The 21,596-nt window shown below is 72.0% G+C and carries 23 protein-coding genes; 11 read left to right on the forward strand and 12 right to left on the reverse strand.

Annotated features, from left to right (window positions below; genetic code table 11):
- Nucleotides 1-2 precede the first annotated feature (2 nt).
- Entirely contained in the window at nucleotides 3-551 is a 549-nt protein-coding gene (locus tag ACIQ5Y_RS09645) for a hypothetical protein (RefSeq protein ID WP_403877259.1), read from the forward strand.
- A gap of 13 nt (nucleotides 552-564) precedes the next feature.
- On the opposite strand, the gene ACIQ5Y_RS09650 is transcribed toward ACIQ5Y_RS09645, so the two are convergent.
- Nucleotides 565-1,068 (reverse strand): FBP domain-containing protein, encoded by a 504-nt coding sequence (locus tag ACIQ5Y_RS09650; protein ID WP_403877485.1) that lies wholly within the window; start codon nucleotides 1,066-1,068, stop codon nucleotides 565-567.
- Nucleotides 1,069-1,317: 249 nt separating this feature from the next.
- On the opposite strand from ACIQ5Y_RS09650, the gene ACIQ5Y_RS09655 reads away from it, so the two are divergent.
- Nucleotides 1,318-2,226: an endonuclease/exonuclease/phosphatase family protein gene (locus ACIQ5Y_RS09655; RefSeq protein WP_403877487.1), complete on the forward strand. Its 909-nt coding sequence runs from the start codon at nucleotides 1,318-1,320 to the stop codon at nucleotides 2,224-2,226.
- Nucleotides 2,227-2,229: 3 nt separating this feature from the next.
- On the opposite strand, the gene ACIQ5Y_RS09660 is transcribed toward ACIQ5Y_RS09655, so the two are convergent.
- Nucleotides 2,230-3,063: a thioredoxin domain-containing protein gene (locus tag ACIQ5Y_RS09660; protein ID WP_403877262.1), complete on the reverse strand. Its 834-nt coding sequence runs from the start codon at nucleotides 3,061-3,063 to the stop codon at nucleotides 2,230-2,232.
- A gap of 240 nt (nucleotides 3,064-3,303) precedes the next feature.
- On the opposite strand from ACIQ5Y_RS09660, the gene ACIQ5Y_RS09665 reads away from it, so the two are divergent.
- The gene (locus ACIQ5Y_RS09665) at nucleotides 3,304-4,998 is read left to right on the forward strand and encodes a lytic transglycosylase domain-containing protein (protein WP_403877265.1); all 1,695 of its coding nucleotides are present in this window, start codon (nucleotides 3,304-3,306) and stop codon (nucleotides 4,996-4,998) included.
- 283 nt (nucleotides 4,999-5,281) lie between these two features.
- Here ACIQ5Y_RS09665 and ACIQ5Y_RS09670 read toward each other — a convergent pair whose 3' ends face one another.
- Nucleotides 5,282-5,485 carry a cold-shock protein gene (locus ACIQ5Y_RS09670; RefSeq protein ID WP_030012116.1) on the reverse strand — a complete coding sequence of 68 codons (204 nt, stop codon included), beginning with the start codon at nucleotides 5,483-5,485 and terminating at the stop codon, nucleotides 5,282-5,284.
- A 237-nt stretch (nucleotides 5,486-5,722) separates the two neighbouring features.
- Between ACIQ5Y_RS09670 and ACIQ5Y_RS09675 the strand changes: the two genes are divergently transcribed.
- Nucleotides 5,723-6,622 carry a menaquinone biosynthetic enzyme MqnA/MqnD family protein gene (locus ACIQ5Y_RS09675; protein WP_403877269.1) on the forward strand — a complete coding sequence of 300 codons (900 nt, stop codon included), beginning with the start codon at nucleotides 5,723-5,725 and terminating at the stop codon, nucleotides 6,620-6,622.
- An 85-nt stretch (nucleotides 6,623-6,707) separates the two neighbouring features.
- Here the strand turns inward: ACIQ5Y_RS09675 and ACIQ5Y_RS09680 are convergent, their stop codons facing one another.
- Nucleotides 6,708-7,040 carry a DUF4190 domain-containing protein gene (locus tag ACIQ5Y_RS09680; protein WP_403877272.1) on the reverse strand — a complete coding sequence of 111 codons (333 nt, stop codon included), beginning with the start codon at nucleotides 7,038-7,040 and terminating at the stop codon, nucleotides 6,708-6,710.
- 91 nt (nucleotides 7,041-7,131) lie between these two features.
- Between ACIQ5Y_RS09680 and ACIQ5Y_RS09685 the strand changes: the two genes are divergently transcribed.
- The 3 genes from ACIQ5Y_RS09685 to ACIQ5Y_RS09695 all read left to right on the forward strand — a co-directional run bounded on the left by ACIQ5Y_RS09685 (nucleotide 7,132) and on the right by ACIQ5Y_RS09695 (nucleotide 10,876).
- On the forward strand, nucleotides 7,132-8,910 hold the full coding sequence (locus ACIQ5Y_RS09685; protein WP_403877490.1) for a serine/threonine-protein kinase: 1,779 nt from the start codon (nucleotides 7,132-7,134) through the stop codon (nucleotides 8,908-8,910).
- Between the two features lie 78 nt (nucleotides 8,911-8,988).
- A complete protein-coding gene (gene mqnC, locus ACIQ5Y_RS09690) occupies nucleotides 8,989-10,188 on the forward strand; it encodes a cyclic dehypoxanthinyl futalosine synthase (protein ID WP_403877275.1) in 1,200 nt (399 codons plus the stop codon).
- A 43-nt stretch (nucleotides 10,189-10,231) separates the two neighbouring features.
- A complete protein-coding gene (locus tag ACIQ5Y_RS09695; RefSeq protein WP_403877279.1) occupies nucleotides 10,232-10,876 on the forward strand; it encodes an imidazolonepropionase-like domain-containing protein in 645 nt (214 codons plus the stop codon).
- Here the strand turns inward: ACIQ5Y_RS09695 and ACIQ5Y_RS09700 are convergent.
- Nucleotides 10,845-11,156 carry a response regulator transcription factor gene (locus ACIQ5Y_RS09700; RefSeq protein WP_403877282.1) on the reverse strand — a complete coding sequence of 104 codons (312 nt, stop codon included), beginning with the start codon at nucleotides 11,154-11,156 and terminating at the stop codon, nucleotides 10,845-10,847. The two genes, ACIQ5Y_RS09695 and ACIQ5Y_RS09700, sit on opposite strands and share 32 nt — an antisense overlap.
- A 2-nt stretch (nucleotides 11,157-11,158) precedes the next feature.
- Nucleotides 11,159-12,076: a DUF3152 domain-containing protein gene (locus ACIQ5Y_RS09705; protein WP_403877285.1), complete on the reverse strand. Its 918-nt coding sequence runs from the start codon at nucleotides 12,074-12,076 to the stop codon at nucleotides 11,159-11,161.
- A 246-nt stretch (nucleotides 12,077-12,322) separates the two neighbouring features.
- On the opposite strand from ACIQ5Y_RS09705, the gene ACIQ5Y_RS09710 reads away from it, so the two are divergent.
- Nucleotides 12,323-13,015, forward strand: coding sequence for a demethylmenaquinone methyltransferase (locus ACIQ5Y_RS09710; protein ID WP_403877288.1), 693 nt, complete (start codon nucleotides 12,323-12,325; stop codon nucleotides 13,013-13,015).
- Nucleotides 13,015-13,926 carry a glutaminase gene (locus tag ACIQ5Y_RS09715; protein WP_403877493.1) on the forward strand — a complete coding sequence of 304 codons (912 nt, stop codon included), beginning with the start codon at nucleotides 13,015-13,017 and terminating at the stop codon, nucleotides 13,924-13,926. Before ACIQ5Y_RS09710 ends, ACIQ5Y_RS09715 begins: the two co-directional genes overlap by 1 nt.
- A gap of 153 nt (nucleotides 13,927-14,079) precedes the next feature.
- Here ACIQ5Y_RS09715 and ACIQ5Y_RS09720 read toward each other — a convergent pair whose 3' ends face one another.
- Nucleotides 14,080-14,610: a GNAT family N-acetyltransferase gene (locus ACIQ5Y_RS09720; RefSeq protein WP_403877291.1), complete on the reverse strand. Its 531-nt coding sequence runs from the start codon at nucleotides 14,608-14,610 to the stop codon at nucleotides 14,080-14,082.
- 153 nt (nucleotides 14,611-14,763) lie between these two features.
- Here ACIQ5Y_RS09720 and ACIQ5Y_RS09725 point away from each other — a divergent pair, with 153 nt between their 5' ends.
- Together ACIQ5Y_RS09725 and ACIQ5Y_RS09730 are read left to right on the forward strand one after the other, a co-directional pair.
- Entirely contained in the window at nucleotides 14,764-15,960 is a 1,197-nt protein-coding gene (locus ACIQ5Y_RS09725) for an RNA-guided endonuclease InsQ/TnpB family protein (protein WP_403877294.1), read from the forward strand.
- Nucleotides 15,961-16,093: 133 nt separating this feature from the next.
- Nucleotides 16,094-17,377, forward strand: coding sequence for a geranylgeranyl reductase family protein (locus tag ACIQ5Y_RS09730; RefSeq protein WP_403877297.1), 1,284 nt, complete (start codon nucleotides 16,094-16,096; stop codon nucleotides 17,375-17,377).
- Nucleotides 17,378-17,388: 11 nt separating this feature from the next.
- On the opposite strand, the gene ACIQ5Y_RS09735 is transcribed toward ACIQ5Y_RS09730, so the two are convergent.
- Genes ACIQ5Y_RS09735 through ACIQ5Y_RS09755 form a run of 5 tightly spaced genes read right to left on the reverse strand, consistent with a single transcriptional unit; the run spans nucleotide 17,389 to nucleotide 21,511 of the window.
- Complete coding sequence (locus ACIQ5Y_RS09735) at nucleotides 17,389-17,640, reverse strand: hypothetical protein (protein ID WP_403877300.1); 252 nt, start codon at nucleotides 17,638-17,640, stop codon at nucleotides 17,389-17,391.
- A gap of 43 nt (nucleotides 17,641-17,683) precedes the next feature.
- The gene (locus tag ACIQ5Y_RS09740) at nucleotides 17,684-18,913 is read right to left on the reverse strand and encodes an ABC transporter permease (protein WP_403877303.1); all 1,230 of its coding nucleotides are present in this window, start codon (nucleotides 18,911-18,913) and stop codon (nucleotides 17,684-17,686) included.
- Nucleotides 18,910-19,635 (reverse strand): ABC transporter ATP-binding protein, encoded by a 726-nt coding sequence (locus ACIQ5Y_RS09745; protein ID WP_403877306.1) that lies wholly within the window; start codon nucleotides 19,633-19,635, stop codon nucleotides 18,910-18,912. The genes ACIQ5Y_RS09740 and ACIQ5Y_RS09745 overlap by 4 nt, the downstream gene beginning before the upstream one ends.
- Nucleotides 19,632-21,353, reverse strand: a complete 1,722-nt coding sequence (locus tag ACIQ5Y_RS09750; RefSeq protein ID WP_403877309.1) for a peptidoglycan-binding protein — start codon at nucleotides 21,351-21,353, stop codon at nucleotides 19,632-19,634. The genes ACIQ5Y_RS09745 and ACIQ5Y_RS09750 overlap by 4 nt, the downstream gene beginning before the upstream one ends.
- Nucleotides 21,350-21,511 (reverse strand): hypothetical protein, encoded by a 162-nt coding sequence (locus tag ACIQ5Y_RS09755; RefSeq protein WP_403877312.1) that lies wholly within the window; start codon nucleotides 21,509-21,511, stop codon nucleotides 21,350-21,352. The genes ACIQ5Y_RS09750 and ACIQ5Y_RS09755 overlap by 4 nt, the downstream gene beginning before the upstream one ends.
- Nucleotides 21,512-21,596: the final 85 nt, after the last annotated feature.

The raw sequence follows: 21,596 nt of genomic DNA on the forward strand, positions 1-21,596 counted from the left end.
TCGTGCGTGCTGTCGTACGGAAGCTGGGGCGCGGGGCGGCCGCCGTGGGCGCCGTGCTCTGCCTCGCGGTCGCCGGGTGGCTGGTGTGGCTGCTGCCCGGGCCGCAACTGACCGCCATCCTGGGCTTCGGGCCCGTCGACGGGGTCGTCACCGTCTACGAGTGCCACGAGGCCACCGACGCCGAGGGCTACTCGACCGGCACCGACTGCACGGGCTGGTACGTCCCCAGGCAGGCCGGCGAGCCGGCGCGCGAGATCGTGCTGGCATCGGCCGCCGCGGAGCACCGGCACGGGGCTCGGGTGGAGGTCCGGACGGCGCGCGGGCGTGCCTACGAACTGTCCGGGACGGCCGTCTTCGACACGGGCACCACCACCGGACTGCTGCTCGTGCCGTTCCTCGCCGTCGCGGCCTGGCTGGTGTCCTGCGCGCGCGGCGCCGCCCCCGGGGACGGGGACGGCTACTTCTTCGCCGCGCTCGGCGGGATGGTCGCCGTCATCGTGCTGGCCATGGTGAGCGGCATCCTGGTCGCAATAGGCGTCGCGGTCTTCTGAACGGTCTGCCGCGTCACCCGGCGGTGACGCGGGCCGCGAAGGAGTCCAGGTTGAGCGCCATCCGCTCCAGCCGCTCGTCCAACGTCAGCGACTCCTCGTACCGGGTCGTCCGCAGCTTCGGCTGCCGCTTGCCCCGTACGTAGAGGGGACACGCGAGGTCCGCGCACACGTAGACCCCGACCGTGTTGCCCTCGCGGCCGCGGGCCCCCGCGAGGGGCGCGGCGAGCAGGGTGACGCCGGAGGAGGCGTGGCCCGTCAGGCACAGCTGGCAGAGACTGGACTTCACGGCGCTGGTACGGCTCACCGACGGCACACGGAGCGAGATGCCGAGCGGACCGTCCGGCCGGGGGAGTACGAGATGCGCCTTGAGGGGCGCGCCCGGATCCACCCAGCCCAGGAAGTCCAGGTCCTCCCAGGGCAGTTCGGCGAAGTCGAGCGGGAGGCGCAGGCGTGAGGCCTCACCCTTGGTGCAGTTCACGAAGGACGAGCGGATCTGGTTCTCGCTGAGTGGTTCCACGGGCATCGACCCTAATGTCCGGCCGGATCGGACCGCACCTCGATATCCCCGCCCGGCCGAGGCCGGGGAACCGGGCCGCGGCCGCAACCGGGCGCACGCGCGCGGCGTCCACCGACTGAGGGCGGCGACGGCGACGGCGAAGGCAGCGGCGACGTGGCGGCAGCGGCAGCGGCGACGGCGGGACGGACGGGGGTGCGGGTGACCGCGAAGGGCGACGGGCGACCGCCCCGGGAGCGGCCGGCGGGACGGATCATCCCCGCGCTCGCGCTGCTCACCGCGCTGCTGATGCTCCTCGCCGGCCGGATCCCGAACCGGTTCGGGAACCCGGGCAGCCTCGTGCAGACCTTCCTGCCGTGGAGCGGGATCGTCGTGCTCGTGCTCGCGGCGCTCGCGTTTCTGCGCAGGTCCAGGCCCGGGGTGGTGGCCGTACTGGTGCCGGCGCTCGTCTGGGGCTTCCTCCACGCGGGGACGCTCACCGACCGCTCCGGCACCGCGGGAGCCACCGATTTGACCGTCGTCACGCACAACGTCGACGACGAGAACCCCGACCCCGCCGGCACCGCCCGCGCCCTCGCCGCCACCGGGGCGCAGCTCATCGCGCTGGAGGAGCTGGTCGAGCCCGCGGCCGGCCGGTATGCGCAGGTGCTCGCGGGCGCGTATCCGTACCACGAGGTGCGCGGCACGGTCGGGCTGTGGTCCGTGTACCCCCTCGGCGACACCCGGCCCGTACCGATCATGGAGTGGACCCGGGCCCTGCGCACCACCGCGCAGACCCCGCAGGGGCCGCTGACGGTGTACGTGGCGCACCTCCCGTCCGTACGCGTACGTCCCGGCTCGGGCTTCGACACGGCCCGCCGCAACGCCGCCGCACGGCGGCTCGCGGAGGCCGTCCGGGGCGGTCCGGGCGGGCGGACCCTCCTGATGGGCGACCTCAACAGCACCACCGGCGACCGTGCGGTGGCCCCGCTCATGTCGCAGTTCCGCTCCGCGCACGACGCGGCGGGGGCGGGCTTCGGATTCAGCTGGCCCGCGGCGTTCCCGGTGGCCCGCATCGACCAGGTGCTGGTTCGCGACCTCACCCCGGTCTCGGCCCGGACCCTCCCCGCGACCCCGAGCGACCACCTCCCGGTGGCGGCCCGCCTGCGCTTCCAGCGCTGAGGGCTACGGCTTCCGGTTCTCCGCCACCAGCTTCCCGAAGGCCTCCGGGGTGATGGAGTCGATGCCCCGGCCCGTGTTGACGGTGATCTGCGTGCCGTCGACGAGGACCGCCGGGGTGCCCTTGACGCCCTCGTCGTAGAAGGTCTTGCCGACCTTGTCGACCCACGGCATGTACGTCAGTTCCTTGACGGCCTGGTTGAAGGCGGGGGTGCGCAGGCCCGGGACCTGGTCGGCGAGTTCCAGGAGGGTGGCGGTGGAGCCGAACTTGTCGTCCGTCTCCTTCTCCGGGTGGTTCTTGTAGAGCACCTGGAGGTACTCCATGAACTTCTCGGGGCTCTCGTTGACCGCCGCGCCCAGCGCGTTCACGGCACGCTTCGAACCCCTGCCGCCGCCGAGGGCGCCGTCGAGGAAGGTCGCGAAGCGGTACTCGACCTTGTACTCGCCCGCGTCGGCCTGTTCCTTGATGGTCTTGCCCAGGCCGATCTCGACGCCCGCGCAGTACGGGCAACGGGGGTCGAGCCAGACCGTCAGGGTGTGCTTCGCGTCGGCCTTGCCGTACGGGACCACGACCCCGTCCTCGCCAGAGGTGTTGGCGGGCTGGACGAATGGCTTTCCCGCCGCGTCGGGGTCGCTCGAACCACCCGGACCGGCGGGAGCGGAGGAGTCCGAGGCGTAGACGCCCACGCCGGCCGCGATGCCCAGTACGGCGACCAGCGAGCCCCCGACCAGCAGCCGGCCGCGCAGCCGCGCGCGCCGGGCCCGCGCCTCGCGCTCCAGGCGCAGCCGGTCGCGGGACTCGCGCCGCTGGTCCTTCTTCGTGTTCGTGCTCGTCGCCATGACGACCAGCGTACGGAGCGGACGGGGTCGAAACCGGGGGTCATTGGGGTATATGGGGCGGGGACTTAAGTCCTTTGTTCGTTCTGTCGTGAGGGTCCGGTGAAGCCGAGACGAATGGTGTGTCACATCTGCCGGGGCGACGGCGATTCGGGTCCGAAGACCTGATAAACAGAGGGATATTCACGATCGGATCGGTCGTGTGCCGTAAGCCTGACGGCTCCTTGGGGGGATCGCCGCACCGTGAAGCCGCTTCATCGTCACCTTGTCAGCACCTCGCGCAAGGTCCTGTGCACGGCCGCACTCGCGGCCAGCCTGACCACCGCCGCGGTCGTGACCAGCCCGACGACCGCCGACGCGGGCGAGTCCGAGCCGACCCCGGACAGCCCGCAGGCCGCCGAACGCGGCGACGCCCGCCTCGACCTGCCCGACCTCGTCGCCGATCCCCCGGGTACGGGTACGGGTTCGGGGGCCGCCGCGGCCGGGGGCGCCAACGGAATACCCGCCACCGCCCTGGACGCGTACAAGCGCGCCGAGCTGTCGGTGGGCGCCGCGCTGCCGGGCTGCAAGCTGTCCTGGGCACTGGTCGCCGGCATCGGCCGGGTCGAGTCGGTGCACGCCTCCGGCTACGGGCTCAAGCCGGACGGCTACACCGAGAAGCCGATCCGCGGCCCGCGCCTGGACGGCAACGGCTTCGCCGAGATCCGCGACACCGACAAGGGCGAGTGGGACGCGGACACCGTGTACGACCGGGCCATCGGCCCGATGCAGTTCATCCCGTCCACCTGGGCGAAGTGGGGCGCCGACGGGAACGGCGACGGCAAGCGGGACCCGAACAACATCTACGACGCCGCCCTGGGCACGGGGCTCTACCTGTGCGCGGGCGACCGGGACCTGTCGAACCCGGCCAAGCTCGACCAGGCGATCCTCAGCTACAACAACTCCCGCGAGTACGTGAACACCGTGCTCGGCTTCATGCGGCAGTACCAGAACGGCGGCGCCAGCGAGGTTCCGAACCCGCCCGCCGGCAACTTCCCGCCGGCGCCTCCGGGCAACCTGCCCACCCCGCGTCCGCCGGCGCCGCCGGTGACGCCGTCCCCGACGCCGGCCCCCAAGCCGACGCCGACGCCGACGCCGACGCCGACCCCGACCCCGACGCCCACCCCGACGCCCACGCCCACGCCGACCCCGGCTCCGCGGCTGGCCGAGCTGGTCGTGCTCGACGGTCCCGGTCTCACGGCCGAGGCCGGCGCGGAGGCCTTCGACGAGGTGCCCCGGGTCAAGGTGCTCCTCAGCGACGGCAAGCCGGCCGTCGGCCAGGAAGTGGTCTTCGCAGTCGACACGGACACCACCGGAGGCACGCTCTTCGGGACGAAGGACTCCCTGGTGGCCAAGGCGGACGCGAACGGCATCGCGTTCGCGCCGGGCCTGAAGCCGGGCCCCAAGGCGGGCGCCTTCAGCCTGCGCGCCTCGGCCTACGACACCCTGGGCAAGTTCACGGTGAAGTTCGACGGCACGGTCACGGCGAAGCCGGTCGTGGACAAGCTGGCCCGCCCGGAGGGCTCGAAGCCGCTGGAGGTCGTCGCCGGCGGCAGCCTCAAGGAGATCGCGGTACTCGCCACCGCCAAGGGCAAGCCCGTGGCGGTGTCCGGTGCGGTCGTCGACCTGGGCCGGCTGAAGGACGGCGAGTGGGTCCCGGCGGAACCGGCGAGCACGACCGGCCCGTACTTCCTGCAGGGAGAGAAGCGGGTCCACACCCGTGAGCTGGCCAAGACCGGCGCGGACGGCAAGATCGTCCTCCCGGAGCTCTTCACGGACGAGAAGGCCACGGAGCCCGGCACGTACCAGCTCCGTGTGACCACCCCGGAAGGCGTAACCCTGATCCTGGACATCAAGATCACCGCCGCCCCCGCCCCCGCCCCGAACCCGACCTCCTGACCCAAAGCCCCGGACCCCTGACCCCGACTCCCGGCCCCGACTCCCGGGCCCGGGCGCCCAGGCCCTCGGGTCCGGGCGGGGGCCCGAGCCCCGGCTCCGGCCCGCAGGGCCAAGGTGTGCCGAAGCCGCCCCGGCGCCGTGTCAACGGCGCCGGGGCGGCTTCGCACGCACCCCCACCCCACCCGGGAGGGAAAAGGCAGGAGCCCTGCCGCTCCGCTTGCGCAGAGGGGACAGGGCTCCTTGGGTACTGCTTTCCAACCCGCGAGAGAGTTGGCCCAGGCGACTAGGCCGGGGTGACGTTCTCCGCCTGCGGGCCCTTCGGACCCTGCGTGACGTCGAAGTTCACCGTCTGGTTCTCCTCGAGGGAGCGGAAGCCAGAGGCGTTGATCGCGGAGTAGTGGACGAAGACATCCGGGCCGCCGCCGTCCTGGGCGATGAAGCCGAAGCCCTTTTCAGCGTTGAACCACTTCACGGTTCCGGTAGCCATGAGCCCTCCTATGGGCCAAAGGGTCGCCCTGCTCCAGAACCTGCTAAGAAGTCTGAAAACTACAAAAGCCCGCGGGTCACATTCTCCGCAGGCCTCGTACTGCAAGGGAAACCAAACTGCAACTTGCGTCGAGCCTAGCACGCACCCAGCGGCCGAGACCAGAGGGAAAGATCACGTCACCCGGACGTTTGAGACCCGCCTCAAGGCTGACGCAGACCCGGCCGCTAGTCTCGCGATGTGGACGTCTATCGCAGCCGGCCCCGCGTCGGCCACATTCAGTTCCTGAACTGCCTGCCCCTCTACTGGGGGCTCGCCCGAACCGGCACCCTGCTGGACCTGGAGCTGACCAAGGACTCCCCCGAGAAGCTCAGTGAGCGGCTCGTCGAGGGGGACCTCGACATCGCCCCGATCACCCTCGTGGAATTCCTCCGCAACGCCGACCAGCTCGTCGCCTTCCCCGACATCGCCGTCGGCTGCGACGGTCCGGTGATGTCCTGCGTGATCGTTTCGCAGGTGCCGCTGGAGCAGCTCGACGGAGCCCGGGTCGCCCTGGGATCCACCTCTCGTACGTCCGTACGCCTCGCTCAGCTGCTGCTTTCCGAGCAGTACGGGGTACGGCCCGACTACTACACCTGCCCGCCCGACCTGAGCCTGATGATGCAGGAGGCGGACGCGGCCGTACTGATCGGGGACGCCGCGCTGCGCGCCTCCCTGCACGACGCACCCCGGCTCGGGCTGACCGTGTACGACCTGGGGCACATGTGGAAGGAGTGGACCGGACTGCCGTTCGTCTTCGCCGTCTGGGCCGCCCGCAAGGACTACCTCGAACGCGAGCCGGCCGTCGTGCGCGAGGTCCACGAGGCCTTCCTCTCCTCCCGGGACGTATCCCTCGAAGAGGTCACCAAGGTGGCCGAGCAGGCGGCCCGCTGGGAGGCCTTCGACGCCGACCTGTTGGAGCGTTACTTCACCACGCTCGACTTCCGCTTCGGACCGGAACAGCTCGCCGGCGTAAGGGAATTCGCGCGCCGAACGGGACCGACGACGGGCTATCCGGCCGACGTATCCGTGCAGCTCCTGGAAGCGGCGGTACCGGAGCCGGTCAGGGAACCGGTCAGGGAACCGGCCATGGAGTCCTGACCGATTTACCCGCTGTTTCCGGTGGCTTTCATTCCTTTCCGCTTTCCGCGCGCCCGGCACGGGAAAGCGGAAAGGAATGCAATCCCTACGCGGCGTCCACCAGCAGGGCCAGGCCGGTGATCAGCCCGACCGCGGTGGCGATTGCCGTCAGGCAGACCAGGAGCATCACCCAGCCCCCGAGGATGCCCGCCAGGGCAATGCCCTTCCCGTCCCCCGACAGCCGCCGGGCCCGGAAGCGGCCCACGTGCCCGGCCGGGATCGCGATCAGCGCGCACAGCAGGGCCAGGCCGACGAAGATCGGCGGGTTGAGCCAGGCGATGGGCCCGGCGAAGTTCGCCATGAAGGCGAAGCTCCCCGCCGCGAAGAACGCGCTGACCTTGGCCGCCCGGTTCCTGCCGGGCAGGACCGCCTCGCTCATGTTTCCTTCCCCCCTGTAGCGGACGTACGACGGCGGACACCGTAACGCCCTAAGGTGCTGCCAGGGATCTTCCCGGGGGATGGGGGACACGATGCAGCCGCTCGAAGCGGGCGAACCACGGACCATCGGCGCGTACCGGCTGCTCGGCCGGCTCGGCGCGGGCGGCATGGGTCGGGTCTACCTGGGCCGCAGTACGGGCGGCCGGACCGTGGCCGTCAAGATCGTGCACCCGCACTTCGCGGCCGACGAGGAGTTCCGCGCCCGGTTCCGCCGCGAGGTGGAGGCGGCCCGGAGGGTGGGCGGCGAATGGACCGCGCCCGTACTGGACGCCGATCCGGAGGCGTCCGTGCCGTGGGTGGCGACCGGGTACGTGGCCGGGCCCTCGCTGGACCGGGCGGTCGCCGGGCACGGGTCGCTGCCGGAGGCCTCGGTGCGGGCGATCGGCGCGGGACTGGCCCGCGCCCTGGTGGCCGTGCACGGGCTGGGGCTCGTACACCGCGACGTGAAGCCGTCGAACGTGATGCTGACCCTGGACGGACCCCGGCTGATCGACTTCGGGATCGCGCGGGCCACCGACGGCACCGCCTCGCTCACCTCCACCGGGGTGTCCGTCGGCTCACCCGGCTACATGTCGCCCGAGCAGATCCTCGGCAAGGGGATCACCGGGGCGGCCGACGTGTTCTCCCTCGGCGCGGTCATGGCCTTCGCCGCGACCGGCCGCCCGCCCTTCACCGGGGACAACTCGGCGACCCTCCTCTACAAGGTGGTCCACGAGCCGCCCGAGCTGGACTCGGTCCCGCCCGGCGCGCTGCGCGAGCTGATCGAGGCCTGCCTGGCCAAGGCCCCCGCCGACCGCCCGGCCCCGGAGGCCGTCGCGGCGGCCCTCGCCCCCGCCCTGGGCGTCCCGGGCTGGCTGCCCGCACCCCTGGTCGAGGAGGCCAGCCGGGCCGCGGTGGCCCTCCTGGACCTGGAGGCCGCCCCCGCCGAGGACATGCCCTCGGGCCCGGTCCCCTTCGCGACCCCCTCGTACGGGAGCCAGGCGCCGGTGGCCGGCTTCGGCGCACCGGACCCCTCGTACGGCGGCCCGGGCGCGGGCGCGCCCGGTTTCGGCGCGCCGGGCACGGCGTACGGAAGCGCGCCGGGCACGGCGTACGGAAGCCCGCCGGGCACGGCCGGCGGCTTCCCGTACCCCGCCCCGGCGGGTCCCTACGGCACGCCGACCGAGACCGCCGGGGGCGTACCGCAGCCCCGGACCGCGTCCCACGAGGAGCGGCGACAGGTCAGCGTCACCGCGGCCGGGCGCCGCCTCAGCTGCACGCTCGTGCTGGCCGCGGCCGCGGTGCTCGCCGTGCTGTCCGGCGGGCTGTACGGGATGGGGCTGCTGCCCGGGCAGGGCAAGGACAAGCAGCGGGACCTGGCCGACGCCAACACCCCGCCCGCCGCCTCCGGCTCCGCGGCCCCGGGGGCGACCCCGTCCGCGAGCGGCGGCTCCGCGCCGTCGAAGGGGAGTCGTGCCGACGTTCCCAAGGAGCTCATCGGCACCTGGAAGGGAACGGTCACCACCAACGCCAGGCTCTCCACCGAGTTCGAGATCACCATCAAGGCCGGCAAGACCGGCGAGGTCGTCGGCCGGGACAAGTCGATCATCCCGGTCCTCGGAACGGACTGCAGCGGCGACTGGAGGCTGGCCTCCGCCACCGACCGCTCCCTCGTCCTCGACACGTCGGACGGCCCCAACCCGGCCCCCGGCATCTGCTCCAACGGATCCGCCAACGAACGCTTCACCCTCAACGACAACGGGACACTGCACTACAAATCGGGCGACGGCCCGGCCGGAAACCCGGAAGGCAATCTCATCCGTAGCCCCTGAAATCCGAGGAGTACCCCTGGCGTAGGCTGGATCGGTCCGGACCTTGACACAGACACACCGCCGAAGGGTGACTCACCGGTGACCGACCAGGCCGTTCTCCAGTCTGTCCTCGACCGCGCCGCCGCGGGGGGCCGGATCACCAAGGAAGAGGCGCTCGACCTCTACCGCCACGCTCCGCTGCACGCGCTGGGCCAGGCGGCCGACGCGGTGCGCCGCCGCCGCTACGCGGGCACCGAGCACATCGCGACGTACATCATCGAGCGGAACATCAACTACACGAACGTGTGCGTCACGGCGTGCAAGTTCTGCGCCTTCTACGCGGCCCCCAAGGACACGAAGAAGGGCTGGACGCGCGACCTCGACGACATCCTGCGCCGCTGCGCGGAGACCGTGGAGCTCGGCGGCACGCAGGTCATGTTCCAGGGCGGGCACCACCCGGACTTCGGCGTCGAGTACTACGAGCACCACTTCTCCGCCATCAAGCAGGCCTACCCGCAGCTGGTCATCCACTCCCTCGGCGCCTCCGAGGTCGAGCACATGGCCCGCATCTCCAAGGTGTCGGTGGAGGAGGCCATCCAGCGCATCCACGCCGCCGGCCTCGACTCCTTCGCGGGCGCCGGCGCCGAACTGCTGCCGGAGCGGCCGCGCAAGGCGATCGCCCCGCTCAAGGAGTCCGGCGAGCGCTGGCTGGAGATCATGGAGATCGCCCACAAGCTGGGCGTGGAGTCCACCTCCACCATGCTGATGGGCACCGGCGAGACCAACGCCGAGCGCATCGAGCACATCGCGATGATCCGTGACACGCAGGACCGCACCGGCGGCTTCCGCGCCTTCATCCCGTACACGTACCAGCCCGAGAACAACCACCTCAAGGGCCGCACCCAGGCGACGATCTTCGAGTACCTGCGCATGATCGCGATCGCGCGCCTCTTCCTCGACAACGTCGCGCACATCCAGGGCTCCTGGCTGACCGTCGGCAAGGAGGCGGGCCAGCTCTCCCTGCACTACGGCGCGGACGACCTCGGCTCGATCATGCTGGAGGAGAACGTCGTCTCCTCGGCCGGCGCCAAGCACCGCTCCAACCGCCAGGAGATCATCGACCTGATCCGCAAGGCGGGCCGCACCCCGGCGCAGCGCGCGACGACGTACGAGCACCTCGCCGTGCACGACGACCCGGCGAACGACCCGGTCGACGAGCGCGTCGCCTCGCACATCTCCTCGATCGCCATCGAGGGCGGCACGGCCCACCCCGAGCTGAAGCTCATCTCGGCGAACTGACGCCGACGAAACCGACGCCAACGAAACCGACGCCGACGAACTGATGCGCACGCTGCATTCCGCCGAACTCCTCATCCCCGGGCCGGGATCCGCGCCGGTGGCCGACGGCGCGGTCCTGGTCGAAGGAGACCGGATCGCGGCGCTCGGCCCCTTCGCCGAGCTCGCCGAGCGCTTCCCGCACGCCCGCGCCCGCCGCTGGCCCGGGCTGCTCACCCCCGGCCTGCTGGTGCGCGGGGCGGACGAGCTGCTGGAGCGCACGTACTACCCGGACGACCCGTACGAGATCACCGAGCTCGGCGCCGACCCCATCAACGGGGAGGCGGCGCTGGAAGAGCTGAAGCTGACCGAAGCCCGCTGGGGCAACAGCGCCCGGCGCGGCACCCAGAAGCTCCTCGCGCGCGGGGTCGTGGCGGTCACGGGCCGCTTCACCGTCCCGGCGGTGCGCACGGCGGTGTCCCGTTCCGGCCTCACGATCCTGCCGCCGACCGCGCAGGAGGGTGCGCCCTCCCTGGACCCGTTCGCCGGGCGGGACACGGCCGGGCAGGCCTTCCACGGGGTGCTGGCGGCGGGTGCCCCGGCCCGCTTCGCGGTCTTCGCGGCGGCGGACGAGGCGGCGCTGCTGGAGCGCGGCGCGACGACGTGCGTGGCCACGGTCATCAGCGGCCGTCTGCTGCACCGCCGTCGCTGAGCGACGGGCCGGACGCCCCTTCGCGCGCGAGGGCGGCGAGCAGACAGGCCTGGAGCCGGCTTATCCCGCCGAGCTTGGACCGTATGTTCCCGACGTGGAACTTCACCGTGCTGACCGACAGTTGGAGCTGATCGGCGAGCTCCGCGTTGGAGGCGCCGGTGGCCAGCCAGAGGAACACGGCCGATTCCTGCTCGGTGAGCTGGGCCCCCTCGGGCACCTGAGTGCCGTACGAGGGGAACCAGCCGGGGACGGTGAAGCTGACGACTCGCAAGGTTTCCACGGTTATGGGACGTGCGGACCCGACAGATAAGTTCCGTGCTCGTCGTACGGCCAGGCGTTGGCCTTGCAGCCGTGCAGACCCTTGATCTGCTGCATCATCGCGGGCGCGGGCTTCCCCGGACCCGGGCAGGTCTCGTGATCGTGGCCGATCTCGTGCCCCACCTCGTGGTTGACGATCAGGGCCCGGTACTCCTCCACGGGGCCCTTGAACTGCGGCGAACCCTCCTGCCAGCGCTTGAGGTTGACGACGACGGTGTGGCCGGCGCGGCAGTTCGTCTCCCCGATCAGCTCGGGCGTGACCACCTCGCACAGCCGGTCGGTGGTCGTCGGCGTCGCGATCTTCACGGTGAAGTCCACCGGCTGGCCGGGACCGGCGAGCTGGAAGCCGTACGCGGGGTCGTTGGTCCAGCCGCGCGGGTGCCCGAGGATCGCCTCGACGGCCTTCGCGGCGCCGTCCGCGTCCACCCCGCTGCCCTCCTCGACCTCCACGCGCCAGCGGCGCACCGTCCCCTTGCCCTGCGGCCCGCCGGCGGCGGCGGAGGAGGTGAAGACCCCCGGCCGGGCGGGCGCGGTGCTCGTCGCGGCGGGCGACGACGGGTTCGCGGACGGCGAGGCGGGCGCGGTGGAGGGGGGCGCCGGGGAGGGGGAGCGTCGGCCGCCCTGCGCGGAGGGGTCCCCGCCGCCGGAGGTCTCCCCGTCCAGCTCGTTTGGCTGGGCGGCCGTCTTCTTGCGGCCGTCGGCGACGGTGGCGTCGTCGTCCGAGGTCGTCGCGTACGCGGTCACGCCCACCGCGACGGCGAGGACCGCCGCCGAGCAGATGAGCGTGCGCCGCAGCCGCCTGCGCCGCTCGGCGCGTCGTCTGGCACGCGGACTGTTCTGGGTGCTGCGGCGCGAGCGACCGGTGTTATGGCCTGCCGGCATCGTGAAGCCCTCTGTTTTCCGGCGGCCACTGCCCGGACCGGCCGCGATTCGGGTGCTGGTCCGGGGGGTGACCCTCGCACCGGGCCGCACCCCGCCAGTCAACGCGGCCGCACGGGCCCGGCGTAACTGTCCTTCGGGCCAGTTGTACGGGTTCGTGGAGCCCCCGCCGCGGGGGACGGCGCCGCCTGAGAGGATGGCTCCGTATCCGCCGATCCGTACCGCACGCACACCGAGGGGCCAAAGCCAGTGACCCGCGCTTCCCTGGACAAGCAGCCGCACGAAGTCGCCTCGATGTTCGACGACGTCGCGGCGAACTACGACCTCACCAACGACGTACTCTCCCTCGGCCAGGACCGGGTGTGGCGCAAGGAGGTCGCGAAGGCGGTCGCCGCGCGCCCCGGGCACAAGGTCCTCGACCTGGCCGCCGGCACCGCGACCTCCTCGCTGCCCTTCGCCGCGACCGGCGCGTACGTCGTCCCCTGCGACTTCTCCCTCGGGATGCTGCGCGAGGGCAAGAAGAAGCACCCGTGGCTGCCGCTGACCGCGGGCGACGCGACGAAGCTGCCGTTCAAGGACGACGTCTTCGACAGCGTGACGATCTCCTTCGGCCTGCGCAACGTCCAGGACACCGAGGGCGCGCTGCGCGAGCTGTACCGGGTGACGAAGCCCGGCGGCAAGGTCGTCATCTGCGAGTTCTCGCAGCCCACGTGGGCGCCGTTCCGCACGGTCTACATGGAGTACCTGATGCGCGCGCTGCCGCCGGTGGCCCGGGCGGTGTCCTCCAACCCCGACGCGTACGTGTACCTGGCCGAGTCCATCCGGGAATGGCCCGACCAGCCCGCCCTCGCCGGCCTCCTGCAGAAGGCCGGCTGGTCCAAGGTCGCCTGGCGCAACCTCAGCGGCGGCATCGTCGCCCTGCACCGGGGCACGAAGGTTTGATCGACTACGACGCCCTGCTGGAGCGGATCGCGAAGGACATCGCCCCGCTGATCGGCAGTGGTACGCCCGCCGAATACATCCCGGCCCTCGCGACGGTGGACCGGAACCGTTTCGGAATGGCGATCGCCGGCGTCGACGGCAGCGTGCACGGGGTGGGGGACTGGCAGGTCCCCTTCTCCGCCCAGTCGATCACCAAGGTCTTCGCCCTCGCCCTGGCCCTCGCCGAGGGCGGCGACAGCCTGTGGGAGCGGGTCGGCCGGGAGCCCTCCGGCAACCCGTTCAACTCGCTGGTGCAGCTGGAGTACGAGAACGGCATCCCGCGCAACCCGTTCATCAACGCGGGCGCGCTCGTGGTCACCGACCGGCTCCAGACCCTCACGGGCGACGCGAGCAGCGAACTGCTCACCTTCCTGCGGGCGGAAAGCGGCAACCCGTCCCTCGCCTTCGACGCGGAAGTGGCGGCCTCGGAGCAGGAGCACGGCGACCGCAACGCGGCCCTCGCCCACTTCATGGCCTCGTACGGCAACATCGACAACCCCGTGCCGGCGCTCCTGGACCACTACTTCTGGCAGTGCTCCATCGAGATGACCTGCGCCGACCTCTCCCGCGCGGGCCTCTTCCTGGCCCGACACGGCCTGCGCGCGGACGGCTCCCGCCTCCTCACGCGCAGCGAGGCCAAGCAGATCAACGCGGTGATGCTGACCTGCGGGACGTACGACGCGGCGGGCGAGTTCGCCTACCGCGTCGGCCTCCCGGGCAAGAGCGGCGTCGGCGGCGGCATCATCGCGGTCGTCCCGGGCCAGTGCGTCCTGACGGTCTGGAGCCCGGGCCTGGACGCCCAGGGCAACTCGGTCGCGGGCGTGGCGGCCCTGGACCGCTTCACGACGCTGACGGGCTTGTCGGTGTTCTAGGCGGGCGGGGTACGGGTCCACGCGCGGCCGGGACCTTCACCCCCTCGGGCCGCCGCCCCGAGGCGGCGGTTGCCCACCCGCACCCGCCCGCACCCGAGGGGGTGAAAGTCCCGGCCGGGCCTGGACCCGTACCCCGGCCCGGCCCCCGACCCCCTACCCCCGCGCGAGCGTGAGTTCGTAGCGTCGTCCGGTGCGCGTGCCGCCCGGGAGGGGGAAGCGCTTCGCCAGGGTCATGCCCAGGCGTTCCGCCACCGCGGAGGAGCGGGTGTTGGCGTCGTCGATCATCGCCACCACCTGGGGGACCCCTGCCTCCCGTACGCGCTCCAGGGTGGCCAGGGCAGCGGCGTACGCGTACCCCTGTCCCCACGCGGACCGGCTCAGCCGCCAGCCGATCTCGATCTCGCCGACCGGCCCCCACTCCTTCTCCCGTGGCCACGGCTGTGCGCCGGTGAAGCCGATGACCGTGCCCTCGCCGTCCAGCAGGGTCCACAGGCAGTAGCCGAGCTGTGCGTCGTGCATGCGCTGGCGCGCGGCCAACTCCTCGTAGGCAGACGCCTCGGCGGGGCCGCCGAGGAACTCCATGACGTCGGGGTCGTCGAAGGCCCGGTGCCAGGCGAAGGCGTCCTCGTCGGTGGGTACGCGCAGCTGTACGACGGGGAGCGGCCGGGTCGGCGAGGTGTTCATTGGGATTCCTCCGTGGGTTATCCCCCACCTTCAGGCGGGGGAACAAACGAAGCTCCTGCGGAGCCGAGCAGGGGAAAGCAGAAGCGCCGCCGAGCGATTCGGCGTCCGGTGCGACCAGGGATCCTTCACAAACCGAGGTGATAGTTTGTGAACGTGGCCACTCATGTGAAGCGGGCGTTCAAGTACCGCTTCTACCCGACCGATGCGCAGGCAGCTGAGCTGTCGCGCACGTTCGGATGCGTGCGCAAGGTTTACAACATGGCGCTCCACGCCCGTACTGAGGCGTGGGCGCGTCAGGAGCGGGTGAACTACAACCAGACCTCGGCGATGCTGACAGCCTGGAAGAAGACCGAGGAGCACGCCTATCTGAATGAGGTGTCTTCGGTTCCGCTCCAGCAGGCGCTGCGACATTTGCAGGTGGCGTTCACCAGCTTCTTCGGCAAGCGGGCGAAGTACCCGCGTTTCAAGAGCCGGAAGAAGTCCCGCAAGAGCGCGGAGTACACCACCAGCGCGTTCCGGTACCGCGACGGTCAGCTCAGTCTGGCGAAGATGGCCCGACCGCTTGACATCGTGTGGTCCCGGCCCCTTCCTGACGGCGCGGTCCCCTCCATGGTGACCGTGTCGCGGGACGCGGCGGGGCGCTGGTTCGTCTCGTTGCTCTGCGACGACCCGTCCGTGAAGCCGCTGCCCACTCTCGATACCGCAGTCGGTATCGACGTGGGCCTGAACCACCTCCTGACGCTCTCGACAGGGGAAAGGGTCACCAACCCCCGGCACGAGCGGCGCGACCGTGCCCGACTCGCGGTGGCACAAGGCCGCCTGGCGAAGAAGGCCAAGGGGGACGGTGCCAACCGGACAAAGGCCCGGCGCAAGGTTGCCAAGATCCACGCGCGGATCGCCGATCGCAGGCGGGATCACCTGCACAAACTCTCGACTCGTCTCGTGCGTGAAAACCAAACGCTCGTGATCGAGGACCTGACCGTGCGCAACCTGGTCAAGAACCGGAGCCTGGCCCGCGCCATCAGTGATGCCGCATGGGTCGAGTTCCGGACCATGTTGGAGTACAAGGCAGCCTGGTACGGGCGGGAACTCATCGCGGTCGACCGCTTCTTTCCCTCCTCCAGGCTGTGTTCCCACTGTGGCGCCCTTGCCGGGAGGATGCCGCTGAACGTCCGGGAGTGGACGTGCGAGAACTGCGGGACGACCCATGACCGGGACGTCAACGCGGCGGAGAACCTTCTGGCCGCCGGACTGGCGGTGACAGTCTGTGGAGCTGGTGTAAGACCTCAACGGAGAACTCCGGGCAGGCATTCGGCGACGAAGCAGGAAGCCCTACGGCGCGAGCCGTAGGAACCCCTCGTTCTGCGAGGGGGGAAGTCAAGTGGCAGCCCTTCGGATCGCGATCTCTGTCGCTGCATAGACTGCACATGTCCGGGGCCGCCCGGCACCCTTTATCGAGATCGAGCCTTCGGGAGACCCCGCAGTGACCGAGCCCCTCTCCGAACACTCCGCGGACGTCATCGTCGTCGGAGCCGGGCCCGCCGGCTCGACCACCGCCTACTACCTCGCCAAGGCCGGACTGGACGTCCTGCTGCTGGAGAAGACGGCCTTCCCCCGGGAGAAGGTCTGCGGTGACGGGCTGACCCCGCGCGCCACCAAGCAGCTCGTGGCGATGGGCATCGACATCTCCGAGGAAGCCGGCTGGCTGCGCAACAAGGGCCTGCGCATCATCGGCGGAGGGCAGCGGCTCCAGCTGGACTGGCCGGAACTCGCCTCCTTCCCGGACTACGGACTCGTCCGCAAGCGCGACGACTTCGACGAGATCCTGGCCCGCCAGGCGCAGAAGGCCGGCGCCCGGCTGTACGAGCGCTGCAACGTGGGCGAGCCGGTCCGTGACCCGCGCACCGGCCACATCACGGGCGTGCACGCCAAGCTGGGCGAGGAGAAGACCCCGGTCACCTTCCACGCCCCGCTGGTCGTCGCCGCCGACGGCAACTCCTCCCGGCTCTCGCTCGCGATGGGTCTGCACCGGCGTGAGGACCGGCCCATGGGTGTGGCCGTCCGTACGTACTTCACCTCGCCCCGCCACGACGACGACTACCTGGAGTCCTGGCTGGAGCTGTGGGACCGGCGCGGTCCGCAGGACCGGCTGCTGCCCGGCTACGGCTGGATCTTCGGCATGGGCGACGGCACGTCCAACGTCGGCCTCGGCATCCTCAACTCCTCCTCCGCCTTCAAGGAGCTGGACTGGCGCGAGGTCCTGAAGGCCTGGTGCGCCTCCATGCCGGAGGACTGGGGCTACACCCCGGAGAACATGACCCAGCCGATCCGCGGCGCGGCCCTGCCGATGGCCTTCAACCGGCAGCCGCACTACACCAAGGGCCTGCTGCTGGTCGGTGACGCGGGCGGGCTCGTCAACCCGTTCAACGGCGAGGGCATCGCGTACGCCATGGAGTCCGGGCAGATCGCCGCCGACGTGATCGTGCAGGCGCACGCCCGCGCGACCCCGGCGCAGCGCGAGCTGGCGCTGCACAGCTACCCGAAGGTGCTCAAGGAGACGTACGGCGGTTACTACACGCTGGGCCGCGCCTTCGTGAAGCTGATCGGCAACCCGACGGTCATGAAGATCGCCGCGCAGCGCGGTCTGACCCACCCGGTGCTGATGCGGTTCACGCTGAAGATGCTGGCCAACCTGACCGACCCGACGGGTGGCGACGCGATGGACCGCATCATCAACGGCCTCTCGAAGGTGGCCCCGAAGGCCTAGGCGGGGCGGACCTAGCGGTCCGAGGAGTCGGCGGCGCTGCCGTGCACCGTGCGCACGCACCGGGCCAGCAGCGCCAGCCCGCACACCAGCAGGGCCCCGGAGGCGGTCCAGCCGAGGCCCAGGGTGAGGGCGTGGCCGGGCTTCTGCCAGGGGCGGGCGGTGGTCAGCAGCCAGCCGCCGACGGCGAGCATGCCGAGGCCGAGTGCGGCCGGCAGGGCGGTGGGGTCGCCGGCGCCGTCGTGTTCGTACGGCTTCGGATTCACGGGGCCACCGCCTACTGGTCGAACGATGAGAACGCGCCAGTCCCTATCTTCGCAGGGCCTCGGCCGGTTCGATACGGGCCGCCCGCCAGGCGGGATAGAGACCGGCGAGCAGTCCGGTGACCAGCCCGGTGACCGGGGCCGCGGCGACGGTGGCCGGGTGGATGACCGGGGTCCAGTCGCGGGCCAGCGAGACGCCGACCACGGTCAGTTCGCCGAGCGAGGTGCCCACCAGCCCGCCGAGCGCGCCCAATGCCGCGGATTCGGTGAGGAACTGGGCCGAGATGTGCCGGCCGCGCGCGCCGAGCGCACGGCGCAGTCCGATCTCCCCGGTCCGCTCCAGTACGGCGACGAGGGTGGTGTTGGCGATCCCGACGGCGCCGATGACCAGGCAGATCCCGGCGAGCAGCAGGAACAGCGCGCTCAGGTCGGAGGTGACGCCGGAGCGCAGCATCCGCGGGTCGGGCGGCGGTACGGCCTTCAGGTACTCGGGGTGGTCGGGGCGCAGCGCCAGCGGAGCGAGATCGGCGACCTGGCGGGCGGCGCCGAGCTGGGTGGCGATCAGCATGCTCGCGCCGCCGGGCGAGGGCTGCCCCCACAGCTCCTCCGCGGTGGCGCGGGGCACGAGCACCGACAGCAGGTTCTCCGGCTTGCGTTCCACGTCGGAGATGATTCCGGCCACGGTGAACGGTTCCTGCCCGATGTAGAGCGCGGGCCGGGTCGCCAGGGTGGTGATGCCGAGGCGGCCGGCGAGTCCGCCGCCGATGACGACCACGCGGGCCTTGCTGCGTTCGGCGAACTCGTCGTAGAGCCGGCCCTCCTGGAGGGTGGGCACGAGGGCGGCCACGGCTCCGGGGGAGGCGGCGACGACGGACGCGCCGCTGCCGGTGGAGTCCGTACCGCCGCCCGCGGACGGCAGGGAGCCGATGGGGGTGCGGGAGTCCAGGCGTACGGTCCACAGCACCCCGGCGTGCTCGATGCCGGCGACGGCGCGCAGCCGCTGCTCGGCGTCGGCGGGGAAGCCGGGTCCGGCGAACTCGTCCCGCTGGGCGGCGACGTCCTCGACGGTCACCTCGGTGGCGGTGAGCACGTTGAACCGGCCGTCGATCTGCGAGGAGATGGTGGCGGTGAGGCCGAGCACGGCCACGAAGCTGCCGACGCCGAGGACGGTGCCGAGGGCGGTGAGCACGGCCCGGCCGGGGCGGCGCAGCATGCCGGCGACGGCCTCGGCGAGGGCGTCGCGCAGGGACAGCCGGGTCGGCCTGACGGTGCTCACGCGCGCAGCCGCCCGTCGCGGATGGTGACGGTCCTGGCGCCGCGCCGGGCCACCTCGGGGTCGTGGGTGATGACGAGGACGGTCATCCCGGAGGCGTGGAGTTCGTCGAGCAGCCCCAGTACGGAGGCGGCGTTGGCGGAGTCGAGGTTGCCGGTGGGTTCGTCGCACAGGAGGAGCGAGGGCCGTCCGACGAGGGCGCGGGCGATGGCCACGCGCTGCCGTTCGCCACCGGAGAGCCGCCCGGGCACGGCGTCGGCGCGGTGCCCGAGCCCGACTTGGTCGAGCGCCTCGCGGGCCCGTACGAGGCGCTGCGCGCGAGGTGTTCCGGTGTAGAGCATGGCGAGGGTGACGTTCTCCAGGGCGGACCGGTGGGGCAGGAGGTGGAAGGACTGGAAGACGAACCCGATCCGACGGCCGCGCAGGGCGGTGCGCTCCCGGTCGGGGAGGGCGGCGGTGTCGATGCCGTCGAGGAGGTAGTTCCCGGTGGTGGGGGAGTCGAGCAGTCCGGCGACGTTGAGGAAGGTGGACTTCCCGGAGCCGGAGGGACCCACGACGGTGATGAACTCCCCTCTTTCCACGACGAGTTCGCAGGGGTGCAGGGCCTCGACGGGCGGCGGCCCGGGGTAGGTGAGCCCGACCCCGCGGAACTCGATGACGGGCGCACCGCCGCCGTCCGGCGCGGCCTCGTCCTGACGGGGCCGACGCGCGCGGGGGAACCTCACGCGCCGGCCCCCTTGCCCGGTGTCCTGCCCGGCTTCGTCGTTTCGCCGCGGCCCTTGGCGGGTTCCCTGGGGGCGATGCCGATGACGACTCGGGCGCCGGCCGCGAGGTCGCCGTTCTTGACGGGGGTCACGGCCACGTAGCCGTCGCCGCTGGTGCCGGTGCGGACGGGGATGCGTCGCTGGGTGCCGTCGGTGGAGACGGCCGTCACGAGGGTCTGGCCGTCCGGGCTCGCGGAGACCGCGGTGACGGGGACCACGAGGGCTTCGCCGTCGGTGGCGGCGGACTCGATGGTCAGCCGTACGTCCTGTCCGGCGAAGGCGGCGGGCAGCGGCTGGTCGGCGCGGACCACCATGCGGTAGCCGAGGTCGGTGCCGCCGCCGCCCTTGCCCTGGGAGGGATCGCCCTGGGTCGTGCCCTGCTGCCCGTTCGGCTGGCCGCTGCCCGTCGGCCGGCCGGTGGAGCGTTCGGTGGCCACCGTCGCCACCTTGCCGTGGGCGTCGGTGCCGGCGACCTCGGAGGAGACCACCACGGGCATGCCCGCCCGCAGCAGCTGCCTCCTGTCCTCCTTGAGGTAGGCCTCGACGACGAGCTCACCCGCGGACAGGGTGAGCACCGCGCCGGACACGGGCCCGCCGATCCGGCCCGCGACGGCGCTGACCCGGGCGGGGAAGGCCCCGAGGAACACGGTCTCGGAGGCGGGGAGCATCGGCCCGTCGGCGGCCTCCGCCGCAGCCAGTTTGGCCCGGGCGTCGGCGAGTGCCTGGCGGGCACGGGTCAGGGCCCGGCCGGAGTCGCCCGTTGCGCCGCCGGCCTTTCCGCCGCCGCCCTTTCCGTCGTCCGTCGTGCCTGTCGTGCCCGTCGTGCCCGTCCCGCCCGTAGAGCCCGTCGCGCCCGTAGAACCCGTGGAGCCCGTCGTGCCCTTCGTGCCCGGGGAGGCGGACGCGGACGGGTCGGGGGTCGTCGACTTGCCCCCGCCTCCGCCGCCTCCGCCGGCACCCATCCCGGCCTGGACGTCCTCGACGCCCCACTCGGCGGACCGTACGGCCTCCCGCGCGGCCTTGAGCACCTCCGCGCCGTCCGGCACCGCGGGCAGCGGGTCGTACCCGATGGCCTTGTACCGCGCGGCGAGCGCGGCCTTCGTACCGGACCCGAACACGCCCTTCGCGTCTGCGCCGGTGCCGTGCCCGAGTTCGCGCAGCGCCTGCTGCAACTGCGCCACGTCGTCGCCGGTGGCGCCCGGCTTGAGGTCCCGGTAGACGGGCAGGTTCCCCCTGAGGGTGAACACGGGCCGCCCGGAGACCTCCGCCAGCAGTTGCCCGGCCGCGACCGGGTCCCCGGCCTTGAGCGGCAGCTTCGTCACCACCGGGGTGCCCGCACCCTCGGCGGAGCGCGGCTGCGGGGCCACCTCGACGCTCTGGTCGGCGACGACGGTCCCCCGCATCACCACCTTCTGCGCGAGCACCCGCCGCTCGACCTCCGCGGTCAGCAGCCCCTGCGCGGGCGGCCCGGTCTCGGCGGCCACCTGCGCGGGGGACTTCACCAGGGTGGTGGCCAGCAGCCCGCCGACGGCCATGAGTGCGGCCGCACCGACCACCCCGAGCACCACGCGGCGCCCCCGCGCGAGCCCGCCCGTTTCCGGGACGGCCTTCACTTCGTCGTCGGTGCCGTCCTGCTCGGCGCCGGCCACGTCCACCACGACGTCCTGCAGTTCGCTCATCCGCCGAGTACGGCTTCGCCGGCGGGCCGGTAGACCTTGTAGGCGATGTCCTCCTCGGTGGGCGGAGGACTGTCACCGGCCTTGGGCTCGCCGTCACCGGAACAGTCGGTGAGTGCGAGGGGCGCGGCGATGAACAGGGCAGTGGCGTACTTGCGCATGCTGGGGCGCTTCCCTCGGGGTGGGCCTGTGGAATGGGAGCGTCCGCACGATGAGAAGGGGTGTGAACGCGGTTCGTGATCCTAA

Origin of the sequence: Streptomyces sp. NPDC096339 (assembly GCF_044762985.1) — a bacterium.
Classification (GTDB): Bacteria; Actinomycetota; Actinomycetes; order Streptomycetales; family Streptomycetaceae; genus Streptomyces.

What these genes read in the sequence shown, in the direction of transcription:
- ACIQ5Y_RS09685 (WP_403877490.1), top strand. Translation starts at nt 7,132, where the DNA reads ATGCAGCCGCTCGAAGCGGGCGAACCACGGACCATCGGCGCGTACCGG.
- ACIQ5Y_RS09670 (WP_030012116.1), bottom strand. Translation starts at nt 5,485, where the DNA reads ATGGCTACCGGAACCGTGAAGTGGTTCAACGCTGAAAAGGGCTTCGGC.
- ACIQ5Y_RS09720 (WP_403877291.1), bottom strand. Translation starts at nt 14,610, where the DNA reads ATGAACACCTCGCCGACCCGGCCGCTCCCCGTCGTACAGCTGCGCGTA.
- ACIQ5Y_RS09755 (WP_403877312.1), bottom strand. Translation starts at nt 21,511, where the DNA reads ATGCGCAAGTACGCCACTGCCCTGTTCATCGCCGCGCCCCTCGCACTC.
- ACIQ5Y_RS09705 (WP_403877285.1), bottom strand. Translation starts at nt 12,076, where the DNA reads ATGCCGGCAGGCCATAACACCGGTCGCTCGCGCCGCAGCACCCAGAAC.
- ACIQ5Y_RS09660 (WP_403877262.1), bottom strand. Translation starts at nt 3,063, where the DNA reads ATGGCGACGAGCACGAACACGAAGAAGGACCAGCGGCGCGAGTCCCGC.
- ACIQ5Y_RS09750 (WP_403877309.1), bottom strand. Translation starts at nt 21,353, where the DNA reads ATGAGCGAACTGCAGGACGTCGTGGTGGACGTGGCCGGCGCCGAGCAG.
- ACIQ5Y_RS09695 (WP_403877279.1), top strand. Translation starts at nt 10,232, where the DNA reads ATGCGCACGCTGCATTCCGCCGAACTCCTCATCCCCGGGCCGGGATCC.
- ACIQ5Y_RS09680 (WP_403877272.1), bottom strand. Translation starts at nt 7,040, where the DNA reads ATGAGCGAGGCGGTCCTGCCCGGCAGGAACCGGGCGGCCAAGGTCAGC.